Genomic DNA, 23065 nt, shown 5'->3' on the forward strand with positions numbered 1-23065 from the left:
GGAGAATTACTATGAATAGCGGACTTGAAGACGTGATCGCTGCCGAAACCGTGCTGTCAGACGTCGATGGGCTTGCAGGCAGGCTGGTTATTCGCGGTCGATCGCTGGACGATCTGGTTCCGCACAGCAGCGTCGAAGACGGAATAGAACTTCTATGGGACGGTTTTTTTGAAGGCCTCCCCACAGGAGCAGAACTTCAGCAGGCTCTGGGCGAAGCCCGTTTGCAGGTATTTCACCATACCGATGCGCTTGACGATGCATTGATGGAAATGTCTCCAATAGAAGCGTTGCGCGCATTGATGGCGCGCATTCCAGATGAAGACGACGTGACCGCCGCTCTGCATCTGATGGCCGCACCGGCGGTTTTCACAACAGCCATTCTGCGCGCCCACAAGGGACGGCGGCCTATCCGTCCTGATCCGACGCTTCCGCACAGTGCGGACATTCTTCGCATGATGAATGCGGCAATGCCCGATGAAGCAGAAGTTGCCGGGCTGGATACTTACCTTGTGACAGTTTGCGATCATGGATTGAATGCGTCGACCTTCGCCGCCCGCGTCGTGGCATCGACACGGGCTGGCCTGACCTCGTCTCTGCTTGCTGCGATCAGCGCATTAAAGGGACCGCTCCACGGTGGTGCTCCGGGACCGGTACTCGATATGCTCGATGCCATCGGCAGGCCCGCGAACGCCGAATGGTGGCTTGAATCAGCAATTGCCGATGGGGAACGGCTGATGGGGTTCGGTCATCGGGTTTATCGGGTACGTGATCCACGTGCCGATGCCCTGAAAGGTGCTTTGAAGCGTATCGAATCCCTTGGGCATGAACGTGGAAAACACCGGGTTGAATTGGCTGAGGCAGTTGAGAAAGCTGCCATAGCAGTTCTCAAGCGCCACAAGCCGGATCGGCCCCTCGAAACCAATGTCGAGTTCTATACCGCTCTTTTGCTTGAGCAACTGGGTTTCCCGCGTGAGGCCTTCACGTGTGTCTTTGCCATGGGTAGAACCATGGGGTGGATAGCTCACTGCCGGGAGCAGGCTGCAACGAACAAGCTCATTCGCCCGCAGTCGCGTTATGTTGGCCCAAAGGTCGAACTCGTTGCTTGACGCATAGTCCACGAGACCAACACTTAGCTCTAGAAAGAACAGCCTGGAGCGCGGATTTGATTTATTCAGGTCGGCGCTCCTGGCGTATTCGAAGCTACGTGAAGTTGCTTTTCGCACTACAAAAACAGCTGTCATATCGCTGTGACAGGAATCGGGTTTTCTGCGCCCAGATCAGGTTGCCATTGAAGGGGACAACCAAATGAGCGCAGATGCTCCGCAGGCCAGAAAACTCCGAACGCTTTTCATTTCGGATGTGCATCTCGGTTCAAAAGCAGCACAGGCCGAATTGCTTCTGGATTTTCTCCGTTATCATGACGCGGAGACAATCTATCTTGTGGGCGATATTGTTGATGGCTGGCGTCTCCGGCGCAATTGGCATTGGCCGCAAGAGCACAACGACGTGGTCCAGAAACTGCTTCGCAAAAGCCGCAAGGGCGCCAATATCATCTACATCGCTGGCAATCATGACGAGTTTCTGCGGAATTTCCAAGGGACGCATTTCGGCGGCATCGAGGTGATGAACCGGGCGATTCATGAAACGGCGGACGGTCGAAAATTTTTGGTTATCCACGGTGATCAGTTCGATGTGATTGTTCGAAATGCCCGCTTCATCGCCTATCTGGGCGACTGGGCATATGACACCGCCATCTGGATAAACACGATAATGAGCCGTGTCCGCTCGCTTTTTGGGCTGCGCTATTGGTCGTTTTCGGCCTGGGCGAAATTTCGCGTCAAAAAGGCGGTCAATTTCATCGGCCAATTCGAGAATGTGGTTTCAGAGGAGGCACAGCGTATCGGCGTCGATGGAGTAATCTGCGGCCATATCCACCACGCGACGATCGAAAGCATGAACGGCGTCGAATATATAAATACGGGCGACTGGGTGGAAAGCTGCACGGCTGTAATCGAACATTTTGATGGTCGAATGGAGTTGATCGAATGGACGGAGCGTCGTGACCGCCGCCCAATGACAGGAAACGTTAACTCCGGCAGCGAAGAGTACGACGAGGCGCAGGTAATCCATCTTCCGCGTCCCGCTCGCGAATTGGTAAACCTCAGCCGATGAAGAAAATCGTCATCGTCACAGACGCCTGGCATCCACAAGTCAACGGCGTTGTGCGCACGCTGACGAAATGCCGTGATTTGATGATCGACCGGGGATATGATGTCACAGTCATATCTCCGCTTGATTATCGATCAGTACCCTGTCCGACCTACCCGGAAATCCGGCTCGCCTTGACCGCGACAAGCGCGCTTAAACGCCGCCTGAGAGCCTTGCAACCCGATTATGTGCATATCGCAACCGAAGGCCCGCTTGGATTCATGGCACGGCGCGCTTGTGTGAAAATGGGCTGGTCGTTCACGACAAGTTTTCACACACGTTTTCCCGAATATCTGCGGGAACGCTTTCCTGTCCCAACCAGATGGACTTACGCATTCCTGCGGCGTTTCCATAACGCGGCCCAGCATACGCTGGTACCGACGCAGTCCATTCTGGACTATCTCAAGGCCCGTGGCTTTACGCAGTTGACCCTTTGGACGCGCGGTGTCGATCAGACGCTGTTTTATCCCCGGCCTGAAGTGCAAAAGGACTTGCCACGGCCGGTGTTTCTCTGCGTGGGACGCGTCGCTGCGGAAAAGAACCTGCCAGCGTTTCTGGAACTGGATCTTCCCGGCACGAAACTGATCGTAGGAGATGGTCCATCCCTCAACGATCTTCGGACCCGGTTTCCCAAAGCGGTGTTTGTTGGGAAACGCGAAGGGGAAGCGCTCGCCAAAACTTACGCTGTAGCGGACGTCTTTGTCTTTCCCAGCCGGACGGACACGTTCGGTCTTGTTTTGCTTGAAGCGATAGCTTCCGGCCTGCCTGTTGCAGCCTATCCCGTGCCCGGATCACGCGATGTTGTCGGAATAACTGGCGCAGGTGTTCTTTCGGAAAATCTTGGGGAGGCTTGTCTGGCGGCTCTGGAAATGGAGCCGTTCGAGCCAGCGCACGTGCTCCGCCAATTCACCTGGGATGTTTGTGCCGACATATTCGAAGGAGCTCTCGCTCCGATCAATGGAATCGCAAGCGAGAGTTATCGACGTTCTGATCAGCCCCAAACTGCAGCTTCCGGCGGATAAACCAGAGCGCCTTCGTAACGCAGCCCAGGGGCGCGGTCATGGGCAAGCAGCAGTGGTCCATCAAGGTCGACCACGTTGGCTTTCTGGGCAAGCAGCACCGCAGGCGCCATACCGAGCGACGTCCCAACCATGCAGCCGACCATGATCTGAAGGCCGAGGTCGATTGCCTTGTCTCGCATGAGAAGACCTTCGGTCAGCCCGCCCGCTTTGTCGAGCTTGATATTGACGGCATCGTAGCGCTTGGCCAGTTCCTCAAGGCCAATCGACGTGTGAACGCTTTCATCAGCGCAGATAATGACAGGCCGTTCGATTTCACTGAGAATATGATCGTTATTTGCGGGAAGGGGCTGTTCGATAAGAACAACACCTGCGTCCGCTGCCGCACGCATGTTCTGGGCAATATTGTCGGCTGTCCACCCCTCGTTCGCATCGATAATGATGCGGCTGTTCGGCGCCGCGCGGGTGACCGCGTGGATTTTTTCGATATCGTTATCTCCGCCCATTTTCACTTTGATGAGAGGGTAATGAGCGACTTTCGCAGCCGATTCCGCCATTTCGGAAGGTGTGCCGAGCGAGACGGTGATTGCAGTTTCAAGCGGGTGGGTTGGTGTCCCCAGCATCTCGGCAACACTTTTCCCCGCTTCCTTGGCTTCAAGGTCCCATAAAGCGCAATCGACCGCATTGCGGGCGGCACCCGCGGGCATCAGATTCTGAATATCCTGTCGGGTCGCGCCGTTCTCGATTGCGGAGCGGGCAGCCTCGATCTGTGCGCTCACGCTTTCGATGCTCTCGCCGTAGCGTGCATAGGGAACGCATTCGCCGCGCCCCTGATGGGGACCGTTGCCGATCACACACACAACAACGGCAGCTTCCGTCTTGGATCCTCTGGAGATTGTGAATTTTCCGGCGATGGGATAGCGTTCGACAATGATATTCAAGGTATTGTGCATAGAGATGCCCTCTGGGACGCAGTATTTCGGTCGTTCAACGACTCGTATATGAGGTAGGCCATGTTGACCGACACTGCCGACAAAGCAAGAGCTACCAATAATTCTGCGCCGAAGATTGATCTGGTGGAGGAGGATGGCGCGCGTCGTATCCAACTGAGTGGTCGCTGGGTGTCGCAAAGTGTCAATCTTGTCGACGACAGGATGCGCAATCTCGAGAAAACAGAAGGTCACAAAGCAACGATCATTGATGTTTCTGGCGTATCCAGTCTCGATACGGCAGGCGCTTGGCTGCTTGAACGCCTGCGGCAGCGCCTCGCCGCACAGAAAGTGGAAGTTGAGTTGGAAGGCATACGACAGTCCTGGCTTCCTCTGATGGAGGAAGTGGGGCAGGCCGTCGAGCGCACCCTGGATATCCAACGCCAGAAGAAGCCGTTCTTCTTAATTTCATTTCTGGCCGCGCTTGGCGGCGGCGTTGTTTCCGTGGGTAGTGACTTCAAGATGGCGATGCACATTCTTGGGGCCACCATCCGCGGAGCTCAATTGAAATATGGGCGCGGTAGCGGCATTCCCTTCGCCGCGATTGTCACGCAGATGGATCGCATGGGCGTGGGTGCGATTCCCATCATCATCCTGATGTCGACGATTGTTGGAGCGATCATTGCCCAGCAGGGTGCGTTTCAGCTGCGTTATTTCGGCGCCGAGATCTTCGTTGTCGATCTGGTGGGCATTCTGGTCTTGCGTGAACTCGGAGTGCTTCTGACGGCTATTATGATTGCCGGTCGTTCCGGCAGTGCGATCACGGCTGAAATCGGTTCCATGAAAATGCGCGAGGAAACCGATGCTCTCACCGTGATCGGTCTCAATCCGGTGGGCGTTCTGGTCTTTCCACGTCTTGTGGCGTTGGTTCTGATCCTGCCATTGCTTACCATCATTTCCGATCTCGCCGCGTTAATCGGGGCAGGCGGCGTCGCCTGGTTTTATTCCAATATTTCACCTGATGCTTTCATCAGCCGTTTGCACGATGCAGTCGCGTTGAACACTTACTTTGCAGGGCTTATCAAGGCTCCTTTCATGGCCATGATCATTGGGATTCTCGCTTCGGTAGAAGGCATGAAGGTAGGCGGAAGTGCGGAATCATTGGGCCGCCGCGTTACCGCTTCCGTTGTGAAGGCAATTTTCGTAGTTATTGTCGTGGATGGTTTGTTTGCCATGTTCTATGCGGCAATTGATTTTTAGATATTGCTTATGCTCCTTGTTTTTAATGGGCTCTTTGAGACACAGTTGCACAGAAAATTGACCCTAAGATTGTGTTCGGCGGTTCAGTCGGAAGCCAAGCTCGGTTAAAGAATGATTATGGAGAACGGCATCGACCATCAGCTGCAACCGCAGGGCGAAGTTACTCAAACGGCCGTGCCGATGATCTCGGTGCGCGACGTGACGGTGTCGTTCGGACGTCAAACGGTGCTCGATAAGTTGTCTCTTGAGATTTACCGGGGTGAGGTTCTCGGTTTTATCGGCCCTTCGGGTTCGGGTAAATCTGTTCTGATGCGAACCATTCTTGGTCTCAATAAAAAGCAGTCCGGCGAGATCGAGATATTAGGTCGCAATATCGATCAGTTGAATGAGCTGGAAAAGATGGCCATCGATATGCGTATGGGTGTTCTGTTCCAGCACGGAGCTTTGTTTTCCGCGTTGAATGTTCTTGAAAACATTCAGGTTCCGATGCGCGAATATCTCGATCTGTCGCCTAAACTGATGGACGAGCTGGCGCGATTGAAGATTGATTTGGTCGGCCTGAAGCCGGATACGGCAGAAAAATTTCCGTCCGAACTCTCCGGCGGCATGATCAAGCGCGCTGCGCTGGCACGTGCGCTGGCCTTGGACCCCGATATTCTTTTTCTTGATGAACCGACCTCGGGACTCGATCCGATCGGCGCAGCGGAGTTCGATGACCTGATCGCCAACCTGCGGGATACGATGGGGTTGACCGTTTATATGGTCACCCATGATCTCGATAGTCTTTTTGCGATTTGCGACCGGATCGCTGTTCTTGGAGGCAAGAAAGTGCTCGTCAGCGGCACCATTGAAGACATGCTGACGGTGGACGATCCGTGGGTTAAATCCTATTTTCGGGGCAAGCGGGCGCGCCAGGTCGACCCGTCAGCGCCTACGCGACGGCGGCCAGGCAGCCGCTTGCAGACTGGATAAAATATGGAAACTAAAGCCAATTACGTACTGGTGGGTGTCTTCACGCTGATCGTCAGCCTCTTGGCTTTCGCTTTCGTGTTCTGGATCGCCCGTTTCGGAGAAGCACGCGATTCTCTGGAACTCGATGTTCGTATCCCAGGCTCCGTTACGGGTCTTTCAATTGGAAGTCAGGTCCTGTTCAACGGCATCAAGGTTGGTGATGTTCGGGCGCTGCGTCTCGATCCCACCAATCCGGAAATGGTGATCGTAAAAACGCGGGTCAACGCGACAACACCGATTACTCGTTCGACCACGGCAACCCTTGGGTTTCAAGGGCTGACGGGGCTCGCTTATATCGAGCTGAAGGGCGGCCGCCTTGATGAACCCAATCTGCTGACAGAAGCCGAGAAGGGCGAGACAGTTGCCCGTATTGATGCCGATCCGTCTTCAATCAACAATCTTCTCGCCACCGCGCAGGACATTGCGGCGCGCGCGAATTCGGTACTCAGTCAGCTGGAAGGCTTCGTGAAAGATGCTCGTGGACCGCTGACGGATACGATCAATAATACGAAGACTTTCACTGACGCGCTGGCGAAGAACGCCAACATCGTTGAGGAGCTTGGCAAGAACACTGGGAATATCAATCAGATTGTCACGGATGCGAAGGACATGATGGCTCGTCTGAATGCCGCTTCCGGGCGCGTCGATGCTATCCTGGCAAAAACAGACAGGCTTCTGTCGAGTGACGATAAGGACGGCGTTGTCGCGCAGGCAAAGGCAACATTGGAGTCCATCCGCCAGACATCTGACAATCTCGATAAACGACTGGGTCCGATCGCGGACAATCTTCAGCGTTTCTCCGGGCAGGGTTTGCGTGATGTGCAATCCGTGGTGGTGGATAGCCGCCGGTCCATTCAACGTATAGAACAGGCAATTACCGATCTTGAGCGCAATCCTCAACGCCTCATTTTTGGTGGCAAGGGGAATGTACCCCAGTATGACGGGAGGACGCGTCATTGATTTCCAAAGCCAGCTTTATTGACATGAAATCATATCGCACTCTTCGTCGTACAGCTTCAGCTTCTATCCTCCTCGGCATATTTCTTGCGGGTTGTGGGACAACAACGCCGCTCGATACTTTCAATCTCTCAGCACCGCAGCCCGGCGTGTCAGCGCCGAGCCGAAAGAATACGCAGTTGCTGGTTCCGACACCAAGCGCACTCAAGGCCCTTGATAGCGAGAATATCGTGGTAAGCTCTGCTCCGGGTTCCATTGAGTATCTGAAGGGTGCTCAATGGGGCGACAGGCTGACCAATATCGTGCAGTCACGTCTGGTACAGGCTTATGAGAATACCGGTGTGTTCGGCGGCATTGGCCGTCCCGGAGATGGGTTGGCAATCAATTATCAGATACTCACCGATCTGCGTATGTTCGGCATTCAGGCCTATGCCTCACCAAAGCTGGCAGTGGTCGAACTGGCCGTCAGGCTGATGAACGACAAGACTGGGGAGGTACGTGCGACCCGCGTGTTCCGGACAGCCATTCCTGTGAGCGGCGCGACAAACGCTGCCTATGTGAAGGCGCTTAATGCGGCTTTTGAACGGACTGCCAGCGAAATCGTGAGCTGGACTGTGGCGACGCTCTAAACTGAGGCAAATGGAATGATGAAAGGTCGGTGTGTTTCGCCGGCCTTTTTTATTGGGCAGAATAAACCGTTTTGATCTCTGCGAGACAAACAAAACGCGACCCGAGGGCTGCGTCAGACTGCTGACAAATCTTCGATAGCGGCAAATGATCTTAGACACACGGGTCGTGACAAATCCAAACCGCAGACCGGAATCAAAACCCCTCGATTTTTGACTGATGCCAAAAACGAGGGGTTTGTAATCAATCTGACGCGGCCCGAAGGCCGCGTTTCTTTGAATTCAGCTTTTAGCGGAGGCGACCGCTTGCATGTGCAAGCATGGTGTAAACCTTGCCGGTATCCGACGTGAGATAGGTACGCGTCACCATGTTGTCACGGTCGTTGCGGGCCACATCTTCCAGCAAACGCTGGAAGTCATCCATGTAACGGTCAACCGCGCGGCGGAATTCACCATCCGTCTGATACTTGCGCTTGATATCGTCAAAGGTCTGCTGTCCCTTCAGCGTGTAGAGACGACGGGTAAAGACATTCCGTTCGCCACGGCGATAACGATCCCACAACTCTACCGAAGCTTCGTGGTCGATCGCACGCGCAATATCGACAGAAAGCGAGTTCAGAGATTCTACAACATGGCTTGGCGAGCGGGGCGTTGCGGTCGGTTGAACCTTCGGCTGCGCCGCTTCTTCTTCTTCGCGGGATGCGCGGGCAAGAAGATCGGATACCCATCCACGTGGCTTTTCGGCCTGGGTAGTTGTCTGCGCAGGCTGAGCCTTCGGTGCCTCGAAGGTGCGCTGACGCACTGCAACATCTGCCGGTGCCTGAACAGGCGTCGGGCGAACTGCTGCCGGTGCCGGACGCGAAACCGGACGGTCCGCACGGCTTTCACCGACATCCACCAGTCGGCCTGACTTGTTGACGATTTCCGCGAGTTCCTTGAGCGCGTTGATCTGTTCGCTCACGGCCTTGCGCATTGCTGTTGTCGTTTCCTTGGCTTCAGCAGGCATGTCGAGAACGCCGCGCTTCAGTTCGCCGCGGGTCGTGTTGAGTTCGTTGCGAATTTCGCTTGCGGTGCGGCGGATATCGTCGGTCGCAGCAGAGAACTTCTGTGCGGCCTGTTCCACGATTTCCGAAACGCTTTCGCGCATTTTCTCGGCAGACGTCCTTGTCTGGCCCTCGGCGCGCTGGAAGGCGGACGTCACCAATTCCTCGAAGGACTGCATCAGCTTTTCCACGCCTTCCGACTTCTCGACCAGACCGGATGCCAGCTTGTCGAGCGCCTGATGGCGATCTTCAAGCGTACTGACGAGGCCGTTCTGAGCCGTGTTGATCATGTCGGAAGCTGAGGAGAGAACCTTTCCATGCTCTTCGAAACGGTCGGCAATGTCTGCGATCTGCGACAGGGTGCTGTCGGAGAGTGCGCGCAACGTGCCGATATTGCTGTCGATCAGGCCCGTGGAAGCCTGGAACATCTGCGCGGCACGATTGGTGTTCTCAACGAAGCTCGAAGTTGAGTCTACGAGGCGACCGTCAATATCAGTGAGATTGCGCGTTGCGGCATCAATCAGCTTGCCCAGTTCGCCGTTCGACGCAGCAAGGCGGTCGATCAGCTCGCTGACATTATCGGAAAGACCCGTCTTGGCCTGCTGAACAGCGGCAATGGTTTCTGCCGTGCGGCTTGCAAGCGCGTTGACCAGAGCGGCATTTTCCGAGCGCAGCCTGTCGGTTGCGGCGTGGGTTGCTTCTTCAAGCTGTTGCGCCAGTCCGCGACCGCTGTCGGCAAGCCGCTGTACGAGCGGTTCTGCCGTATCGTTGAGGATCTTGGTGATTTCCTGCGAACGGGCCGCGAGGACAGCATTGAGTTCGCGGGTACGCTCTTCCAGCGTAACCGCGGTCGTATCGGTGACCTGGGCGATGCGTGCCTCGACAGAACCCAGTTCCATCGTGATGCGCGAGCCAATGTCGCCCAGACGCGTTGCAATCGCATCGGCACGTTCCGCGAGGCGGGCTTCCGTGCCAGCGAGATTGTCGGCAACGCTGGCCGAGAAGGATTCGCTGTGACCTGCAAGCGTTTCGCTCGTCTTGGAGGCTGTATCCGCGATACGAGACTCGATGGTGCTGAGTTCACCGGTGAGGCGGCTTTCGATTGCCTCAAGACCGCTTGCGATGGCGCTGGCGCGTTCATTGAGGCGGGCTTCTGTGCCAGCCAGATTGTCGGCAACGCTGGCCGCAAAGGCTTCGCTATGACCGGCAAGCGTTTCGCTGGTTCTGCTCGCCGTGTTGGCAATACGGGCTTCGATCGAGCCAAGCTCGCCGGTGAGGCGGCTTTCGATCTCGCCAAGACGACCGGCAATTGCGTCGGCGCGGTCACCAAGGCGTGCTTCCGTGCCGGACAGGTTGTCTATCAGGCGGGCGCTGAATGCCTCGCCAAAACCGTCCAGAGCTTCGCCAGCCTTAGCGGCTTCAGCCGAAAGCGTGCTTGCTGCCTCGCCAATCTTCTCACGCAGCGTGCCTGCAACGACGCCAGCACTTTGTTCGAGCGCCCGACGGACATTGTCGACGCCGATAGCGAGCGCCTTCTCCATCGTTTGCGTGCGCTCTTCGATAATGCCGGTCTGGCCTTCGAATGCGCGGCTGATGGTTGAGCTGCTGTCGGCAATCGCATTGTGCAGATTGGACGTGCGCTGTTCAAGAATATCGCCGTGATCCTGCAGTGTCTGGCTGAGCGAGGCGGTGCTTTCGCTCAGGGTTGCGCGGATTTCCGCTGCACGGGTTTCTATCGTGCGCTCATGACCGTCCAGAATGCCGGCGAGGGCATTGTTGTGATCGTTCAAGACGGTGTGGAGGCCGTTGGTGCGTTCTTCGACCTGGCGAACATGTTCACCCAGAGCGGCGACGAAGGCATCGCGACCGGCACCGATGGATTCGGTCATGCTGCTTGCGCGTTCGTCAAGAATGCGTGCAAGCGTCTCCTGGTTGTCGGCAATGAGTGCCTGCAATGCATTAACGCGTTCATCGAAAGTGCGCGCCAGAACTTCACGATTTTCGTTGAAGCTATCGCGCATTGCGGCTGCGCGCTCATCCATAAGCTGAGCGAGCATGGCCTGATTGCCTGCGATGACCCCGTGAAGTGCGGTCGCGCGCTCTTCCAAGGAGTTGGCGTGGTCTGCGAAGCTCGCATTGAGCAATGCGGAGTGACTTTCCATTGTCTGGCGGAGCGCGTTTGTCCGCTCTGCCAGAATTGCCGCATGGTTATCGGCAACCGAGTTGAGCGCCGATGCGCTGGCATTCACGGCATTTTCAATGTCGCTCGTGCGGGCGGCAAGCGTATCGGCATGGCCGCGGATAACAGCAGAAACACGCTCGGTCTCGCCTTCCAGCGAAGCAGCCAGAGTATCGCGGCTTTCGGCCAGCTTGCCTGCGAAAGCATCAGCCTTTTCGCCAAGAATGTTGCCGACGCTTTCACCGATGGACGTCAGGTCTTCGCCGATCTTTGTCTTGGTTTCATCGATCATCGCGCTCAAGGACGTGCGGCCGCTGGAGAAGGTCTCAGCGATTTCACGGGTGCGAGCGATGAGATTTTCGTTGATCTGACGCGAGCGGGTCTCAAGGGCAGCATTGAGTTTTTCAGTGCTGCTGTCGAGGGCATGTGCACGGGCTTCGAACTCGGACAGAAGCGAGCGGCCACGTTCGGAGAGCGTGCTTTCGAGATTGGCGAGGCGGGCGTCGAATTCGCCGACCATGGATTGGGTTGCATTGCCAAGCAGGCTGGCGATGCCAGTCGTACGCTCGTCAAGAGCTTCTGCGAGACGATCGGATACCGTGCGCGACTGTTCATCAAGCGTCGCGATCCGCGTATCGAGCAGATTCGCGAAAGCTTCGCCCGATGTCGTGATGCGCGAGCCGATGTCGCCCGTGCGGGTCTCGATGGCTTCGGCAATGGCGCCGCCGCTTTCATTGATGCTGCCGATCAGGCGTTCGCCCGATTCGGTGAGCAGGGTGCTCAACTGCTGCGAAGCCGACAGAACATTGTCGCGGATGATGTTGGAAGCGCTCGAAAGCTCTTCCTTCAACTGTTCATGTGCTCCGGAGATGGACGAGCGCACACGCTCGGCGTGGCTGACCACGGCTTCGCGTTCGTTGCCCAGATCGCTGACGAGCGAACGAATGCGAACCTCGTTGTCGCTGTAGGCGCGCTCAAGCTGGTTGACTTCCGATTGAACGAGCGTTTCCAGCTCGACTGCTCGCGCCAGGGTGCGTTCGATGCCTTCGTTCATGGCAGCGACTTCGCGGCGCACGGCTTGGCCAAGCGTCGAAACACGGTCGCCGGATACAGCTTCCGGCTGGAGCAGCCGCATGGCTGCTTCCGACATGCTGCGCGCGGCCATATGCATTTCCTGCGCACGCTTAACGAGTTGCGCGAAACCCCAGAACATGGCAACCGGAAGAGCTACACCCGCAACCACACCGAGACCAGCAGGCGAGGTGAAGAAGTCCTTCGTGGCCTGCAGGCTCGAAAAGACATCAGGATTGATGGCCTTGCTGAGAGCAACGCCGCCAGCAGCCCAGAGCACGCTAATCGCGGTCGTGGTCCAGAACAGCTTCGACGAGTTTTCCGTCACGCGGCGTGGAGCTGCGATGATTGCTTTTTCACTGCGGGAATCGTCGTTTGCAGGCGTGAAGGTAGAGGAGGCGACATTGGCAGCGGTCGCAACAGGCGCAGCGGAAACAGGCTTGCTGACAGGTTCTGGCGCTGGCGTTGCGGCCTTGGAGGTATTGGCAGGCTTGTGCTGAGTATTGGCCGTTGCTTGCGCAATAGGTCCGGCGGCTTTCACAACAGGCGGGACTGGCGGTGCTGCAGGCGTCGCTATTACCGAGGCAGTGGTGATGGTGGCCACTTTCGTAGCCGCTTCCACTGGCGAAACAGCGACCGGTTCGGCCGTTTTCGTCTTCTGCTCGGCAACCAGCTCTTCAGCCGCGCGCGAAATCTGCTCTTCCAGATCATCGACGGAGAAGCCTTCATCGAAGGCACTCAAGTCCATGTCGATATCAAGATCATCGCCGAAATCGATGTCGAGCGCTTGTTCCAGTGCCTTTTCAACCTCAAGGTCGAGCTTCTGTGCCTTGGATTTGGAAGCCATTGTTTGCCTACCTCGTACTCATTACTGTGACGGCCGGACCACAAAAATAGCCGTTACAAACTTTCTCCGCCATTTTGCATCGTATCGGCTAGCGTCTGTTAAGGAAATAGGCGTCTTTTGCCGATACCTAAAACTTTAAATACAAGGTTAACGGAAGCCGTATCAATTCGTGAAAATTCGACATTTCCGGGCTTCGGGACTTTACCAGCAAGTTGTGGAAATCGATCGTTGCTGTTTCCCTGATCCGAAAAGTCTCTGCAAGATTCTTAACAAAATTACCCGCATTGCGTGTATACAGTACATTATCGAAAGTCTGGATTGTGGAGGGGCGACCAAGAGATTCTATCCCTTATCCCTACTCTCCCTTACGGCATATCATATGATGCACTTTCGGCTGACGGCAAGGAAGAGTTTTCCTGTTGTGAAGACAACTGTCGGATTTCTCAGGCAGGGTATCCAACACATGATGCATGACATAAAAGCGCAATTCTAGCCTTGGTTGGGAGGAAGGTTGAAACTATTTGCAGAACGCCGTATCTGCCATTCCGAGTTTATTTGCGTTTTCCGCCGAACCACTGATGGATGCTCAAATTAAGGATCGCGGAATTTGCGTATTTCAAGGAATGAAGATGACGAAGATCGTATTCGTATCAGCTGATGGCGCGACACGGACCGAGGTTGAAGCCGATAACGGGTCAAGCGTGATGGAAGCTGCCATTCGCAATGGCATTCCCGGTATCGATGCGGAATGCGGCGGGGCCTGCGCCTGCGCAACCTGCCATGTCTATGTAGACGGCGACTGGGCCGACACTGTCGGTGGTCCCGATGCGATGGAAGAGGACATGTTGGATTTCGCCTATGAAGTTCGCCCTACCTCGCGCCTCTCATGTCAGATCCGCGTCTCGGATGATCTTGAAGGTCTTGTCGTGCAGGTGCCAGAGCGCCAGAACTAATGCATGTCTCCCAAAAGTGGGAACCGATTTTGGGACATGCATGAAAACAAAAACTTAAAGCGCGTCATATGCGTAAGATAAAATGCAACGCGCTTTAAGCCCAAAGAAAAGGTGATAGGTTGGGCGTTGAACCGCAGATCGACGTTGCAATTGTCGGTGCTGCGGACCTATCGCACATAATTTCAGGCCCGTTCTATTTGGATGCCTGCTGGGCGCGTTCAAGGCGGTAAGTCAACAAACGCGTGAAACGATTTTCGAAATTGATCGTTTCGACCCGGTCAAACTGCTGCTGCTGCTTGTCATGCGCCTCCATGAGACGCGCGGTCACTTTATCTATGTCGGCCCGCAAAACCGCACAATCCGGGCGAGTACGCAAACCGCGTATTTTTCGTTCCATCTCGCTTGCGAAGCTGCGTGCGATGACGATATGGCTTTCTTCGTGACGGCGAATATCCTGCAACAGCGTATCCCAGATCAAAGCCAATTCCGGCGTTGCCTTGCGACGTTGTTTCCAGCGGGGCAGGGATACCTTCGCGTGAACATTTACATAGACATCCTGCACCTTGCACGCCGTTCCTGGCGCGCGACCATAGCGCACTTTGGCATCGAAACGGATTTCGGCAGCACCCGGATGATGTTGACCAGTTTTTTTTAGGAAAGGCCCGTTACGGGAAAGAGCCTTGTCGAGGTCGGCTGCTGTTTTACCGCTCACGGTATAATAGTTGAATTTGCGAAAAATCGCTGCTGCTTCTGCCTGCGGGGTCAAGAGAGAAAGAATTGCACTGAGAGCCAGAACCTTCTTCTTTAAATTCATGTCCTGACACCTCTTTCTAAAACCGGTAAGAAATTCGCTTTTTTCTGCCGCGAGCATGGCATGCAATCGTCAAGAGAACTATAACGCCTCCGACAAAATGACTTTAGGCGAGGTTGGTTGCAACCTCGCCACGATCTAATGCCCGAAGAATTGGCACAGGAACATTTCGCTATGACGAAAGAATGGCATCTTGCTCACGGACGAAGTCTCCGATTAGGCGACAAGTCAGTGATCATGGGCATATTGAATGTCACGCCAGATTCTTTTTCTGATGGCGGCCATCATAACGATCTGGAGAAGGCCGTTGAAGCGGCGGGGCAGATGCTCGCTGATGGCGCGACAATCATCGACGTGGGAGGGGAATCGACCCGCCCCGGAGCCGCTGCCGTTGATGCCGAAACGGAAATCTCTCGTGTCGTTCCTGTCATCGAGGCATTGGCAAAGAAATACGATTGCATCATTTCCGTCGATACTTACCGCGCGGCGACCGCGCAGGCTGCGGTCAATGCCGGAGCACATATCGTCAATGACGTCTGGGGACTCCAGCGTGAACCGGAAATTGCCCATGTGGCCAAAAAGAGCAGCGCAGGATTGGTCATCATGCACACCAGCAGGGACCGGCTGGTTCTCGCCGATGTCATCGAAGATCAGTTCTCGTTCCTGAATATTTCTCTGGACATAGCGCGAAAGGCCGGCATCGACCCGTCCCATATCGTGCTCGATCCCGGTTTCGGTTTCGGCAAGAACAAGGATGAGGATGTTGCGCTGTTGGCCAGAGCGGATGAACTACAGAAACTCGAATTTCCGTTGCTGGTCGGCACATCGCGCAAACGTTTCATCGGCGGCATGACGGGCAGGGAAAATCCACTCGACCGTGACATAGGAACAGCGGCAACGTCGGTCGCATTGCGTTTGGCCGGTGCCGACATCTTCCGTGTTCACAATGTCGCTTTTAATAGAGATGCACTTGCCGTTGCAGATGATATCCTGCAATCCCGACGCAGTGAAAACAGAAAGTGAAGCCGTGTACACGATCCGAATGATGAATTGCGCGTTTTTCGCGCACCACGGCGTTTTCGATGAAGAGCACAAGCTGGGACAGCGCTTTTACGTCGACGCCATTCTGGATGTCGATCCGGGAAACGCGCTGGAAAATGACGATATCGAGGGAACCGTACATTACGGTATCGCTTTCGCCGTCATTCAGGATATCGTCACAGGCCGTCAGCGCTATTTGATCGAGACGCTGGCTCTTGATGTCGCCAAGGCACTGGCTGCCCGGTTCCCGCAGGTAAAGCGCGCTGAAATTACTGTACGCAAGCCGAACGCACCGGTTCCGGGTGTGCTGGATCATGTTGAAGTGACCGTGGTTTATCCGCAGTGACCACAGACAGACATTATCGCGCCTGGCTGGGACTGGGCGGAAATATCGACGACCCGGTTGCTTCGATGGGTAAGGCCCTGCGCATCCTGAACGAACGAGCAGACACGAATATCGTCGCCGTTTCGCCGGTTTATCGCACGCCGCCTTGGGGAAAGACGGACCAGGCGTGGTTTCACAATGCCTGCGCTGAAATCGAAACTGCGTTGCAACCTTTGGATCTGATTGCGATCTGCCTCGACGTTGAGCGTTCCTTAAAGCGTGTGAGGCTGGAGCGATGGGGGCCACGCATTATCGATATCGACATATTGGCAATGCAGGACGATGCCGGACAAGTCATTAACATGGCAGACGCCAAGCTTGAGTTACCGCATCCGCGCATGCACGAACGGGCTTTCGTTCTGGTGCCTTTGAACGATATTGCACCGAGCCTTGAAATTGCGGGCCAGTCTGTCGCGGCCTGGAAAGCGAGGATCGAACAATCCGGAATAGAAAAAGCCCGCACGGATGCGGGCTGGTGGCACGAATAGACTTCTTGTCAGTTCTTGGCGATGCTGCCGACAGCGATATTATCGACGCGCTTCAGATTCATGCCGATGACGGGAACCAGTTCCTTGTCGACGCGAACGGAAACCGTCACATTCATCGTGTTCGGATCGGAGATGCGCGCCAGCATTGCGCCATTGAGCTGCTTGCGGTTCAGGCCGAAGACCACCTTGTTGCCGCTGACAGACCCAGATGTAACGTCCAGCCCTTTGCCTTCCGCGCCATCATTGAACTTGCCGGAATAAGCCGAGCCAACACGCGTTACAGTAGCTTTCATTGGCTGCGAGAAGACGCCGACGCGGCAAGTGCCATCCAGTGTCATTCCGATGTTTTCATCCGGTGTCGAGCCAGCAAGATTGCAGACAAACTTCGTGCCCTTGTATTTTCCAGCGACGATTTCACCCGGACCTGACCATTGGCCTTCGATCGATTGAAAAAACTGCTTGTCCTTGTCAGCGGCCAGAACCGGCGCGGCGGAAAATGACACGGGCAGCAGCGTCAGGCAGGCGGCGATGCAATTCTTCATATTCAGCTCTGTCCCGGATTCACGACCTCAATCGGACGTCATTCCTAATCGTTGTTTTTCAGCATGTCACGACCAAAAGCCGGTCGTGCCTCGCAAACTGTCGGAAATTCCGACGCTGCCATAAGCCGGTCGATGGGGAAGGGCACGATTAGGAGAGTGTGCCGATACACCGGATCGCTCGATTCTGGCGCAGATTTCTATCTATCCATAATCGTCGCGAATGGTTAATGCTTCGGAAAGATGGCGCTATTTTCCAGAATGCTTTTTATCGGTCCGTTCGCCGCTTAATCTTGCAAGATCACCGATAAAGTCGCCGATGCCAGGGCGTTTTTCCGCATTGAACGGAAATGGGCGCACGACATCCATCGCCGCTATTCCGATACGGGCGGTCATGAGACCGTTGACGACGCCTTCGCCCAGCTTGGCAGAAAGCCGGGAGGCGAGGCCATGACCGACAAGCTGTTGTATGACGCTGTCGCCCATGGCCAGCGTTCCCGTTACGGCCAGATGAGCGATGACCCGGCGGGCCAGTTTCACGAAGCCAAGCGTGCCGGGGCGCCCGCCATAGAGTTGCGAGAGCCGACGGATCAGTCGCGCCGATTCGAAAATGACATAGCCAATGTCGACCAATGCACGCGGGCTGATTGCGGTGACGATTGAAACACGTTTTGAGGCATTCAGAATAAGCGCGCGCGCCTCGCGGTCGAGGGGGCGGAGAATTTCCGTTTCGGCGAGCTGGATCAAGTTCCGCCCATCAATAATATCGTCAGTCAGGCCATCCAGAAGCTGTCGTCCGCGCGCAGTTTCCGGCAAGCCCGCCGCAATCGAGCGCAGCGCATCCACGGCTTTTCTGGCTGCCGCCATATCGTCACGTTCCGCCGCATCTGCCGCATTTTTACGAAGATGCTGCACGGAAGCGAGACGACGGAGCGCGAATAATTCGCGAACGACGATAGCAATAAAGGCGGCGAGCGCGATCATGGCGACACCCAAGGCCGTCCAACCGAGCCAGTCCGCACGGGCAAACAGCGCCCGGATAAGGTCTTCGGTCCAGATGCCGACAGCGAATGAAACAAGGATGCCGAGTGCCCCGAAAAGTATTCTGCCGAGCGACCAGCCCTTGCGTTCAGGCACTTCCAATGACGGATCGAGAATTTCCAGTTCCGCGGCTTCCTCATCACTCAATGCAAAGACATCCGGTTGTGACACTACCGCGTCAAGGTCGCGCACTGCACGAGGACGGCGAGGTGTTTCTTCCACTGCTTCAGGGCGGGCCGAAGGCTGGTTTACCGCAAAGGATGCTGGTTTGCGCGGCGTCTTATCAGTCATGCGAGACGGTCCCCAATCAGAAACTGCAAGGCGCGATCCAGCCTTATATGCGGAAGGGAAAGCGTTATGCCTTCGGCCGTACGCTCAAGCCGGGGCGGACGAAAACGCACGAAGCGAATGGTCGGCTCGTTTTCAGCAAAGGACTGCTCGAAGATTGCATTGGGATTTTTTGGCAAGTCACCGGGAAATATGGCGGTTTCACTTTCACCATCGAATAGCTGGCCGTCGATCTTTTCGCCTTTCAGCGGTGTGCCGACGATGACAGGTAGGGTTTCCTTGCCTTGCGTCACCGTTGCCTCGCGGGTGGCGCGAACTGCCGCCATGGCGAGAACATCAATATCCGCGCCGGAAAAATCGGCACGTTCGATGGCTCGTTCCACCAGTCGTCGCACGATAGCTTGCAGGCGGTCGTGACTTTCATGATGCAGGTGGTCGGCTTTGGTTGCGGCGACAAGAATGCGCCCGATCCGGCGCTGGATCAGGCCAGTCAGCAGGTTCGAACGGCCGGGCCGGAAGCAGGACAGAATATCGGTAAGGGCGCGTTCCAGATCGGCAACGACCGCGCCGCCCGCATTCATCGCCTGCATGGCATCGATAAGCACGATTTGCCGGTCGAGCCGCGCAATATGTTCGCGAAAAAACGGCTTGATGACATAGGTTTTATAGGCTTCGTAGCGCCGTTCCATCATGGCGCCCAAGGAACCCGGCTTCAGATCGTCGGGTTTCAGGTTTGGAAGTGGAGCAAATGTCAGGGCAGGTGAGCCCTCAAGGTCGCCCGGCATCAGGAAACGCCCGGGCGGCAGGGTGGATAGTGCACGCTCATCAGCTTTGCCTGCACGCAAGTAAGCTGTGAAGCTTCTGGCAAGGCGCTGTGCGGTCAGTTCATCTGCTTTTTCAGACGCTTTGACGAGGGAAGCTTCAGCGATCCATTCCCGAGCCAAATCCTTGTGCGTCGGCTCGTGAGCCAGAGCAAAGGAGTCCGCACTGAATTCGGCATAGGATTTGCCAAGCAGGGGCAGGTCGAGCAGCCACTCACCGGGATAGTCGACAATATCGACAGAGAGTTTGCCGGGCGACAACCATCGTCCCCAGGCAGAGGCGGATTCATATTCGATTGTCAGGCGCAATTGGGAAATTGCACGAGTGGAGTCTGGCCAGATGCGCTCATCGATCAATGCCGACAGATGCTCTTCATATTGAAAGCGAGGGACCGCATCGTCCGGCTGCGGTTCGAGCAATGCACGCGAAATGCGGCCTGATTTATAGGCTTCGAACATCGGGAGTCTGCCGCCGTGCAGCATATTATGGACGAGGGCTGTGATGAAAACCGTCTTTCCCGCGCGAGACAATCCAGTGACGCCAAGCCGCAATGACGGAGATAGAAGTCCGGTCGCACGATCTGCCAGCGTATCCAGTGCGATCTTTGCTTCGTCGCCAATACTCGTCAGCTTAGCCAATTATCCCTCGCCGAATTCGGTGCTCTGTCAGAGCTATAGATAGGGGCGAGCCAGTCGTCTTGGCAAGGAAGGTCACTGCAGTTACGGAAAATCTATTGGGGCAGGATGAAGCTTTCGAGATAGCCCGTGCCGCGCTCAAGCTCGCCCAACGACGCGGGGAATGTGATGTTCGCCAGTGCTGCTGTTGGAAAACCTGCGCGAAGTTTCAGAAGACCGTCCTTGTCGCCATCGCTACACAAGGCGAGCGCGAGATCTTCAATGCTGGGATTGTGCCCGACGAGCAGGAGGGTGGGCACATCGCCATATCTGCGTATTGATTGCATATAGTCGGCCGCCCCGCCGCTATAGATCGCGTCATCAATGATGGGTTCCGCCTCGATCTTCAGCTGTTCCATGATCCCGTAAGCAGTTTCTCTGGTTCGACGCGAACCGGAAAGAACAACCATATCAGGATAGAGGCCGACAGACTTCATAGTCCTTGCAAGCCGGTCGAGTGATGTTTTTCCTTCCTCATCCAGCGGGCGGTCGAAATCCTTCATTCCAGGTTTTGCCCACATGGCTCTGGCATGCCTTAGGAGAAGCAAACGACTCATCTGTAACGTTCCAATTTGTGTGATTGCGAATTTTCTTGCCGCATTTTGAGCGCAAATGGGCGCTGTTGGCGTTCATTCTCGCGATTTTTTGATGTCTGTCAGCAATATTCACAGCCTCGGTCTGCCTAATTGTTGGGCGGGCCATGCGTCCTAAGGTTGATGTTCGTTTCGTCTGGAATTTATATGCGATTTGCCTGTAATTGTTTGAAGTCATTTCCAAAGTCTAACCAATGAATTTTTCCGGAGAATTTTGAATTGCTTAATTTTCATGCAAAATCATACAAAACTGATGCACTAAAAAGTAGTGAGATACGCTTGTTTGATGTTGTGTCCTTGTTGCTATGGAACTATATAACCGCTCGCGTCTCCTAGATGTGGGGTGATTCAGAATGAGTGAATTGATCGACCTTGACTATAGGCCCACTGAAGACGAGCCGTTCATGAATGAGCGGCAGAAGTCTTACTTTCGCGCGAAACTGATCGCGTGGAAGAATGATATTCTGCGAGAAGCGCGCGAAACGCTTGAGGCGCTACAGCAGGAAAATGCCAACCATCCCGACCTGGCGGACAGGGCATCCTCCGAAACGGATCGGGCAATTGAGCTACGAGCTCGCGACAGACAGCGCAAATTGATATCCAAAATTGACGCAGCCTTGAGCCGCATCGATGAAGGAACATACGGCTTCTGCGAGGAAACGGGAGAACCTATCAGCTTGAAGCGGCTTGATGCGCGTCCGATCGCTACGCTTTCCATCGAAGCGCAGGAGCGTCATGAGCGTCGTGAGAAAGTCTATCGCGACGATTAGAGCCTTAAGGCTGCATCCTCGCGTCTTACCTTTCAAGAATCTGATCTGATTTTTGGGTAGATGCGGCTGGGGCGTTTCCGGTTAAAACAGAATAGTTGGAAACCGGTTCCCATTTTGAGGGACATGCTTCAGTTTCGAGACGGTTTGAAAAATTTTAGGCTGCGGTTTCCGCAGCCTATTTTCTTAGTATCGAGATAAGCTTTAACGGAAACATCAGTTTCTGCGAATTTCATCCTTGGTCAATTCACCGAGAAGCTTTTCCATTTCATCCTCGATATCATTCCCGGTTTTCTCTTCAGCGGCGTCATCCGCTGCGGAAATATCAAGCGAACTGAGAAGCTCATTTTCGAAGAATTCAGTATCGAACGAAGCCTCTTCCTTGGTGGTCTCGTTGGTAGTGCTCTGCGATCGGATGTCTGCCGTGATTGCGTCATGCAATGCGTCGCCGAGATCGAGCAGATCGTCGTCTGCCGTTTCTGTCGAGGCAGCCTCTGGTTCCAATGAAGCGGGGGCTGCCCCCGCAATTTCCGGCTCGATCCGCTGGGGTTCGGCGGAGGGAGTGAAGGCTGGCGTGGCAGTCGAGGAGACTGTCGGGCCCGTTACGTCAAGCGTTGTGGATTTGTCGGCAACAGTCGTTTCGCGTTCTGGAACGATGCTGCCGAGATTTGCAGAAGCGACCGAAGCCGTCGTCGCAACGCTGGCTGCGGCGGTGGCCGTGCCCGATGAGGTTGAGCTCAGAACGCCGCGGGAAACCTGGCTCAACGGATAAGCAGGATGGGCGCGGGTTGATTGCGGTTGGGATTGTGCGGGGCGGGGCGGTAATACCGTCCGTGGCTGCGGCGGATAGTTCGGTGCCGGGCGCGGTTGTGGACGCTGCTGGACCGGTTGGCTGGATTTCGGCTCTGCAGCTGGCCGCGGCGGGACAGGTGTGGTTGGGGCCTGCGGAGTAACACGAACAGGCGAGGCGGCTTGCTGCACGGGCGCCTCCGGCTGTGCTTCAGGCTTGCGATAAACCGGCGTTTCGATTGCCGAAGTCAGCTGGATTGCTTCATCATTCCCTTCAGCCTGTGGTGTGTGCAGCGAAAGAGCAGGGCGCTCCGCCTTTTCGTTCGTCAGGGTCGCCTCATGCTGCTTGAAGCGCTCGATGTGTTCGGGTTCTATACGTGAGGTCTGGATGCGGGCATGGGCGCGCGATTCCATGATGATGTTTTGCTCGACCACCACATCGGTGGGGCCGCCAATAAGCAACAGGTGTTCCACATCATCACGACGGATCAGAACAAGCTTGCGCTTGCTGTCGACTGCTGCGGCGTCCATCACCGAAAGACGCGGCTGGCGCGTGCGCCCGTTAGCGACGAAAGTTCCACGGCTGAAACGACGAATGATACTGAGAACAACGAAAATTCCGCCAAGAATGATCGCAAATATCAGGACGAAGCCAACAATATTAGCCGTGCTCTCTCCAACGATGCCGGTGAGCCATTCCTTCATGCGGATACCCTCTTATACA

At 55.4% G+C, this 23065-nt stretch carries 20 protein-coding genes; 12 read left to right on the forward strand and 8 right to left on the reverse strand.

The features are described 5' to 3' along the window. The first annotated feature begins 11 nt into the window (after window positions 1–11). From AC0TOF_RS16615 to AC0TOF_RS16625, 3 genes are all read left to right on the forward strand, one after another. Complete coding sequence (locus tag AC0TOF_RS16615) at window positions 12–1106, forward strand: citrate synthase/methylcitrate synthase (RefSeq protein WP_122001695.1); 1095 nt, start codon at window positions 12–14, stop codon at window positions 1104–1106. Between the two features lie 199 nt (window positions 1107–1305). Further along, window positions 1306–2172 (forward strand): UDP-2,3-diacylglucosamine diphosphatase, encoded by an 867-nt coding sequence (locus tag AC0TOF_RS16620; RefSeq protein WP_473769051.1) that lies wholly within the window; start codon window positions 1306–1308, stop codon window positions 2170–2172. Beyond that, the gene (locus tag AC0TOF_RS16625; RefSeq protein WP_473769052.1) at window positions 2169–3230 is read left to right on the forward strand and encodes a glycosyltransferase family 4 protein; all 1062 of its coding nucleotides are present in this window, start codon (window positions 2169–2171) and stop codon (window positions 3228–3230) included. The genes AC0TOF_RS16620 and AC0TOF_RS16625 overlap by 4 nt, the downstream gene beginning before the upstream one ends. Here the strand turns inward: AC0TOF_RS16625 and dgcA are convergent. Then, entirely contained in the window at window positions 3200–4180 is a 981-nt protein-coding gene (gene dgcA / locus AC0TOF_RS16630) for an N-acetyl-D-Glu racemase DgcA (protein ID WP_473769053.1), read from the reverse strand. The genes AC0TOF_RS16625 and dgcA overlap by 31 nt on opposite strands. 60 nt (window positions 4181–4240) lie before the next feature. On the opposite strand from dgcA, the gene AC0TOF_RS16635 reads away from it, so the two are divergent. The 4 genes from AC0TOF_RS16635 (at window position 4241) to AC0TOF_RS16650 (ending at window position 8013) form a co-directional block, all read left to right on the forward strand. Beyond that, window positions 4241–5416: an ABC transporter permease gene (locus tag AC0TOF_RS16635; RefSeq protein ID WP_473769054.1), complete on the forward strand. Its 1176-nt coding sequence runs from the start codon at window positions 4241–4243 to the stop codon at window positions 5414–5416. Between the two features lie 111 nt (window positions 5417–5527). Next, a complete protein-coding gene (locus AC0TOF_RS16640; RefSeq protein ID WP_473769055.1) occupies window positions 5528–6388 on the forward strand; it encodes an ABC transporter ATP-binding protein in 861 nt (286 codons plus the stop codon). A 3-nt stretch (window positions 6389–6391) separates the two neighbouring features. After that, window positions 6392–7387, forward strand: a complete 996-nt coding sequence (locus AC0TOF_RS16645; protein WP_122001701.1) for an MlaD family protein — start codon at window positions 6392–6394, stop codon at window positions 7385–7387. 23 nt (window positions 7388–7410) lie between these two features. Beyond that, entirely contained in the window at window positions 7411–8013 is a 603-nt protein-coding gene (locus AC0TOF_RS16650) for an ABC-type transport auxiliary lipoprotein family protein (RefSeq protein ID WP_473769056.1), read from the forward strand. A gap of 286 nt (window positions 8014–8299) precedes the next feature. On the opposite strand, the gene AC0TOF_RS16655 is transcribed toward AC0TOF_RS16650, so the two are convergent. Next, window positions 8300–13150 carry an apolipoprotein A-IV repeat region-like domain-containing protein gene (locus AC0TOF_RS16655; RefSeq protein ID WP_473769057.1) on the reverse strand — a complete coding sequence of 1617 codons (4851 nt, stop codon included), beginning with the start codon at window positions 13148–13150 and terminating at the stop codon, window positions 8300–8302. A 629-nt stretch (window positions 13151–13779) separates the two neighbouring features. On the opposite strand from AC0TOF_RS16655, the gene AC0TOF_RS16660 reads away from it, so the two are divergent. Continuing rightward, the gene (locus AC0TOF_RS16660; protein WP_122001742.1) at window positions 13780–14103 is read left to right on the forward strand and encodes a 2Fe-2S iron-sulfur cluster-binding protein; all 324 of its coding nucleotides are present in this window, start codon (window positions 13780–13782) and stop codon (window positions 14101–14103) included. A 193-nt stretch (window positions 14104–14296) separates the two neighbouring features. Here AC0TOF_RS16660 and AC0TOF_RS16665 read toward each other — a convergent pair whose 3' ends face one another. Further along, window positions 14297–14917 (reverse strand): DUF922 domain-containing protein, encoded by a 621-nt coding sequence (locus AC0TOF_RS16665; protein ID WP_122001743.1) that lies wholly within the window; start codon window positions 14915–14917, stop codon window positions 14297–14299. Between the two features lie 171 nt (window positions 14918–15088). Between AC0TOF_RS16665 and folP the strand changes: the two genes are divergently transcribed. The 3 genes from folP to folK are packed head-to-tail and all read left to right on the forward strand — an operon-like array spanning window position 15089 to window position 16828. Next, complete coding sequence (gene folP / locus AC0TOF_RS16670) at window positions 15089–15937, forward strand: dihydropteroate synthase (RefSeq protein WP_473769058.1); 849 nt, start codon at window positions 15089–15091, stop codon at window positions 15935–15937. A gap of 4 nt (window positions 15938–15941) precedes the next feature. Further along, window positions 15942–16301, forward strand: a complete 360-nt coding sequence (gene folB, locus AC0TOF_RS16675; RefSeq protein WP_122001704.1) for a dihydroneopterin aldolase — start codon at window positions 15942–15944, stop codon at window positions 16299–16301. Then, complete coding sequence (gene folK, locus AC0TOF_RS16680; protein WP_473769059.1) at window positions 16298–16828, forward strand: 2-amino-4-hydroxy-6-hydroxymethyldihydropteridine diphosphokinase; 531 nt, start codon at window positions 16298–16300, stop codon at window positions 16826–16828. The genes folB and folK overlap by 4 nt, the downstream gene beginning before the upstream one ends. Before the next feature lie 8 nt (window positions 16829–16836). On the opposite strand, the gene AC0TOF_RS16685 is transcribed toward folK, so the two are convergent. The 4 genes from AC0TOF_RS16685 to AC0TOF_RS16700 form a co-directional block, all read right to left on the reverse strand. Next, window positions 16837–17370 carry a hypothetical protein gene (locus tag AC0TOF_RS16685; protein ID WP_122001706.1) on the reverse strand — a complete coding sequence of 178 codons (534 nt, stop codon included), beginning with the start codon at window positions 17368–17370 and terminating at the stop codon, window positions 16837–16839. A 246-nt stretch (window positions 17371–17616) separates the two neighbouring features. Further along, a complete protein-coding gene (locus AC0TOF_RS16690; RefSeq protein ID WP_473769060.1) occupies window positions 17617–18699 on the reverse strand; it encodes a YcjF family protein in 1083 nt (360 codons plus the stop codon). Then, entirely contained in the window at window positions 18696–20156 is a 1461-nt protein-coding gene (locus tag AC0TOF_RS16695; RefSeq protein WP_473769061.1) for a YcjX family GTP-binding protein, read from the reverse strand. Before AC0TOF_RS16695 ends, AC0TOF_RS16690 begins: the two co-directional genes overlap by 4 nt. 92 nt (window positions 20157–20248) lie before the next feature. Next, entirely contained in the window at window positions 20249–20749 is a 501-nt protein-coding gene (locus AC0TOF_RS16700) for a SixA phosphatase family protein (RefSeq protein ID WP_473769062.1), read from the reverse strand. 389 nt (window positions 20750–21138) lie between these two features. Between AC0TOF_RS16700 and dksA the strand changes: the two genes are divergently transcribed. Beyond that, window positions 21139–21555 carry an RNA polymerase-binding protein DksA gene (gene dksA, locus AC0TOF_RS16705; RefSeq protein WP_006466858.1) on the forward strand — a complete coding sequence of 139 codons (417 nt, stop codon included), beginning with the start codon at window positions 21139–21141 and terminating at the stop codon, window positions 21553–21555. Window positions 21556–21768: 213 nt separating this feature from the next. On the opposite strand, the gene AC0TOF_RS16710 is transcribed toward dksA, so the two are convergent. Continuing rightward, complete coding sequence (locus AC0TOF_RS16710; protein ID WP_473769063.1) at window positions 21769–23046, reverse strand: flagellar biosynthetic protein FliO; 1278 nt, start codon at window positions 23044–23046, stop codon at window positions 21769–21771. Between the last annotated feature and the right edge of the window lie 19 nt (window positions 23047–23065).

It is taken from the genome of Ochrobactrum sp. PL_is501, assembly GCF_055816895.1.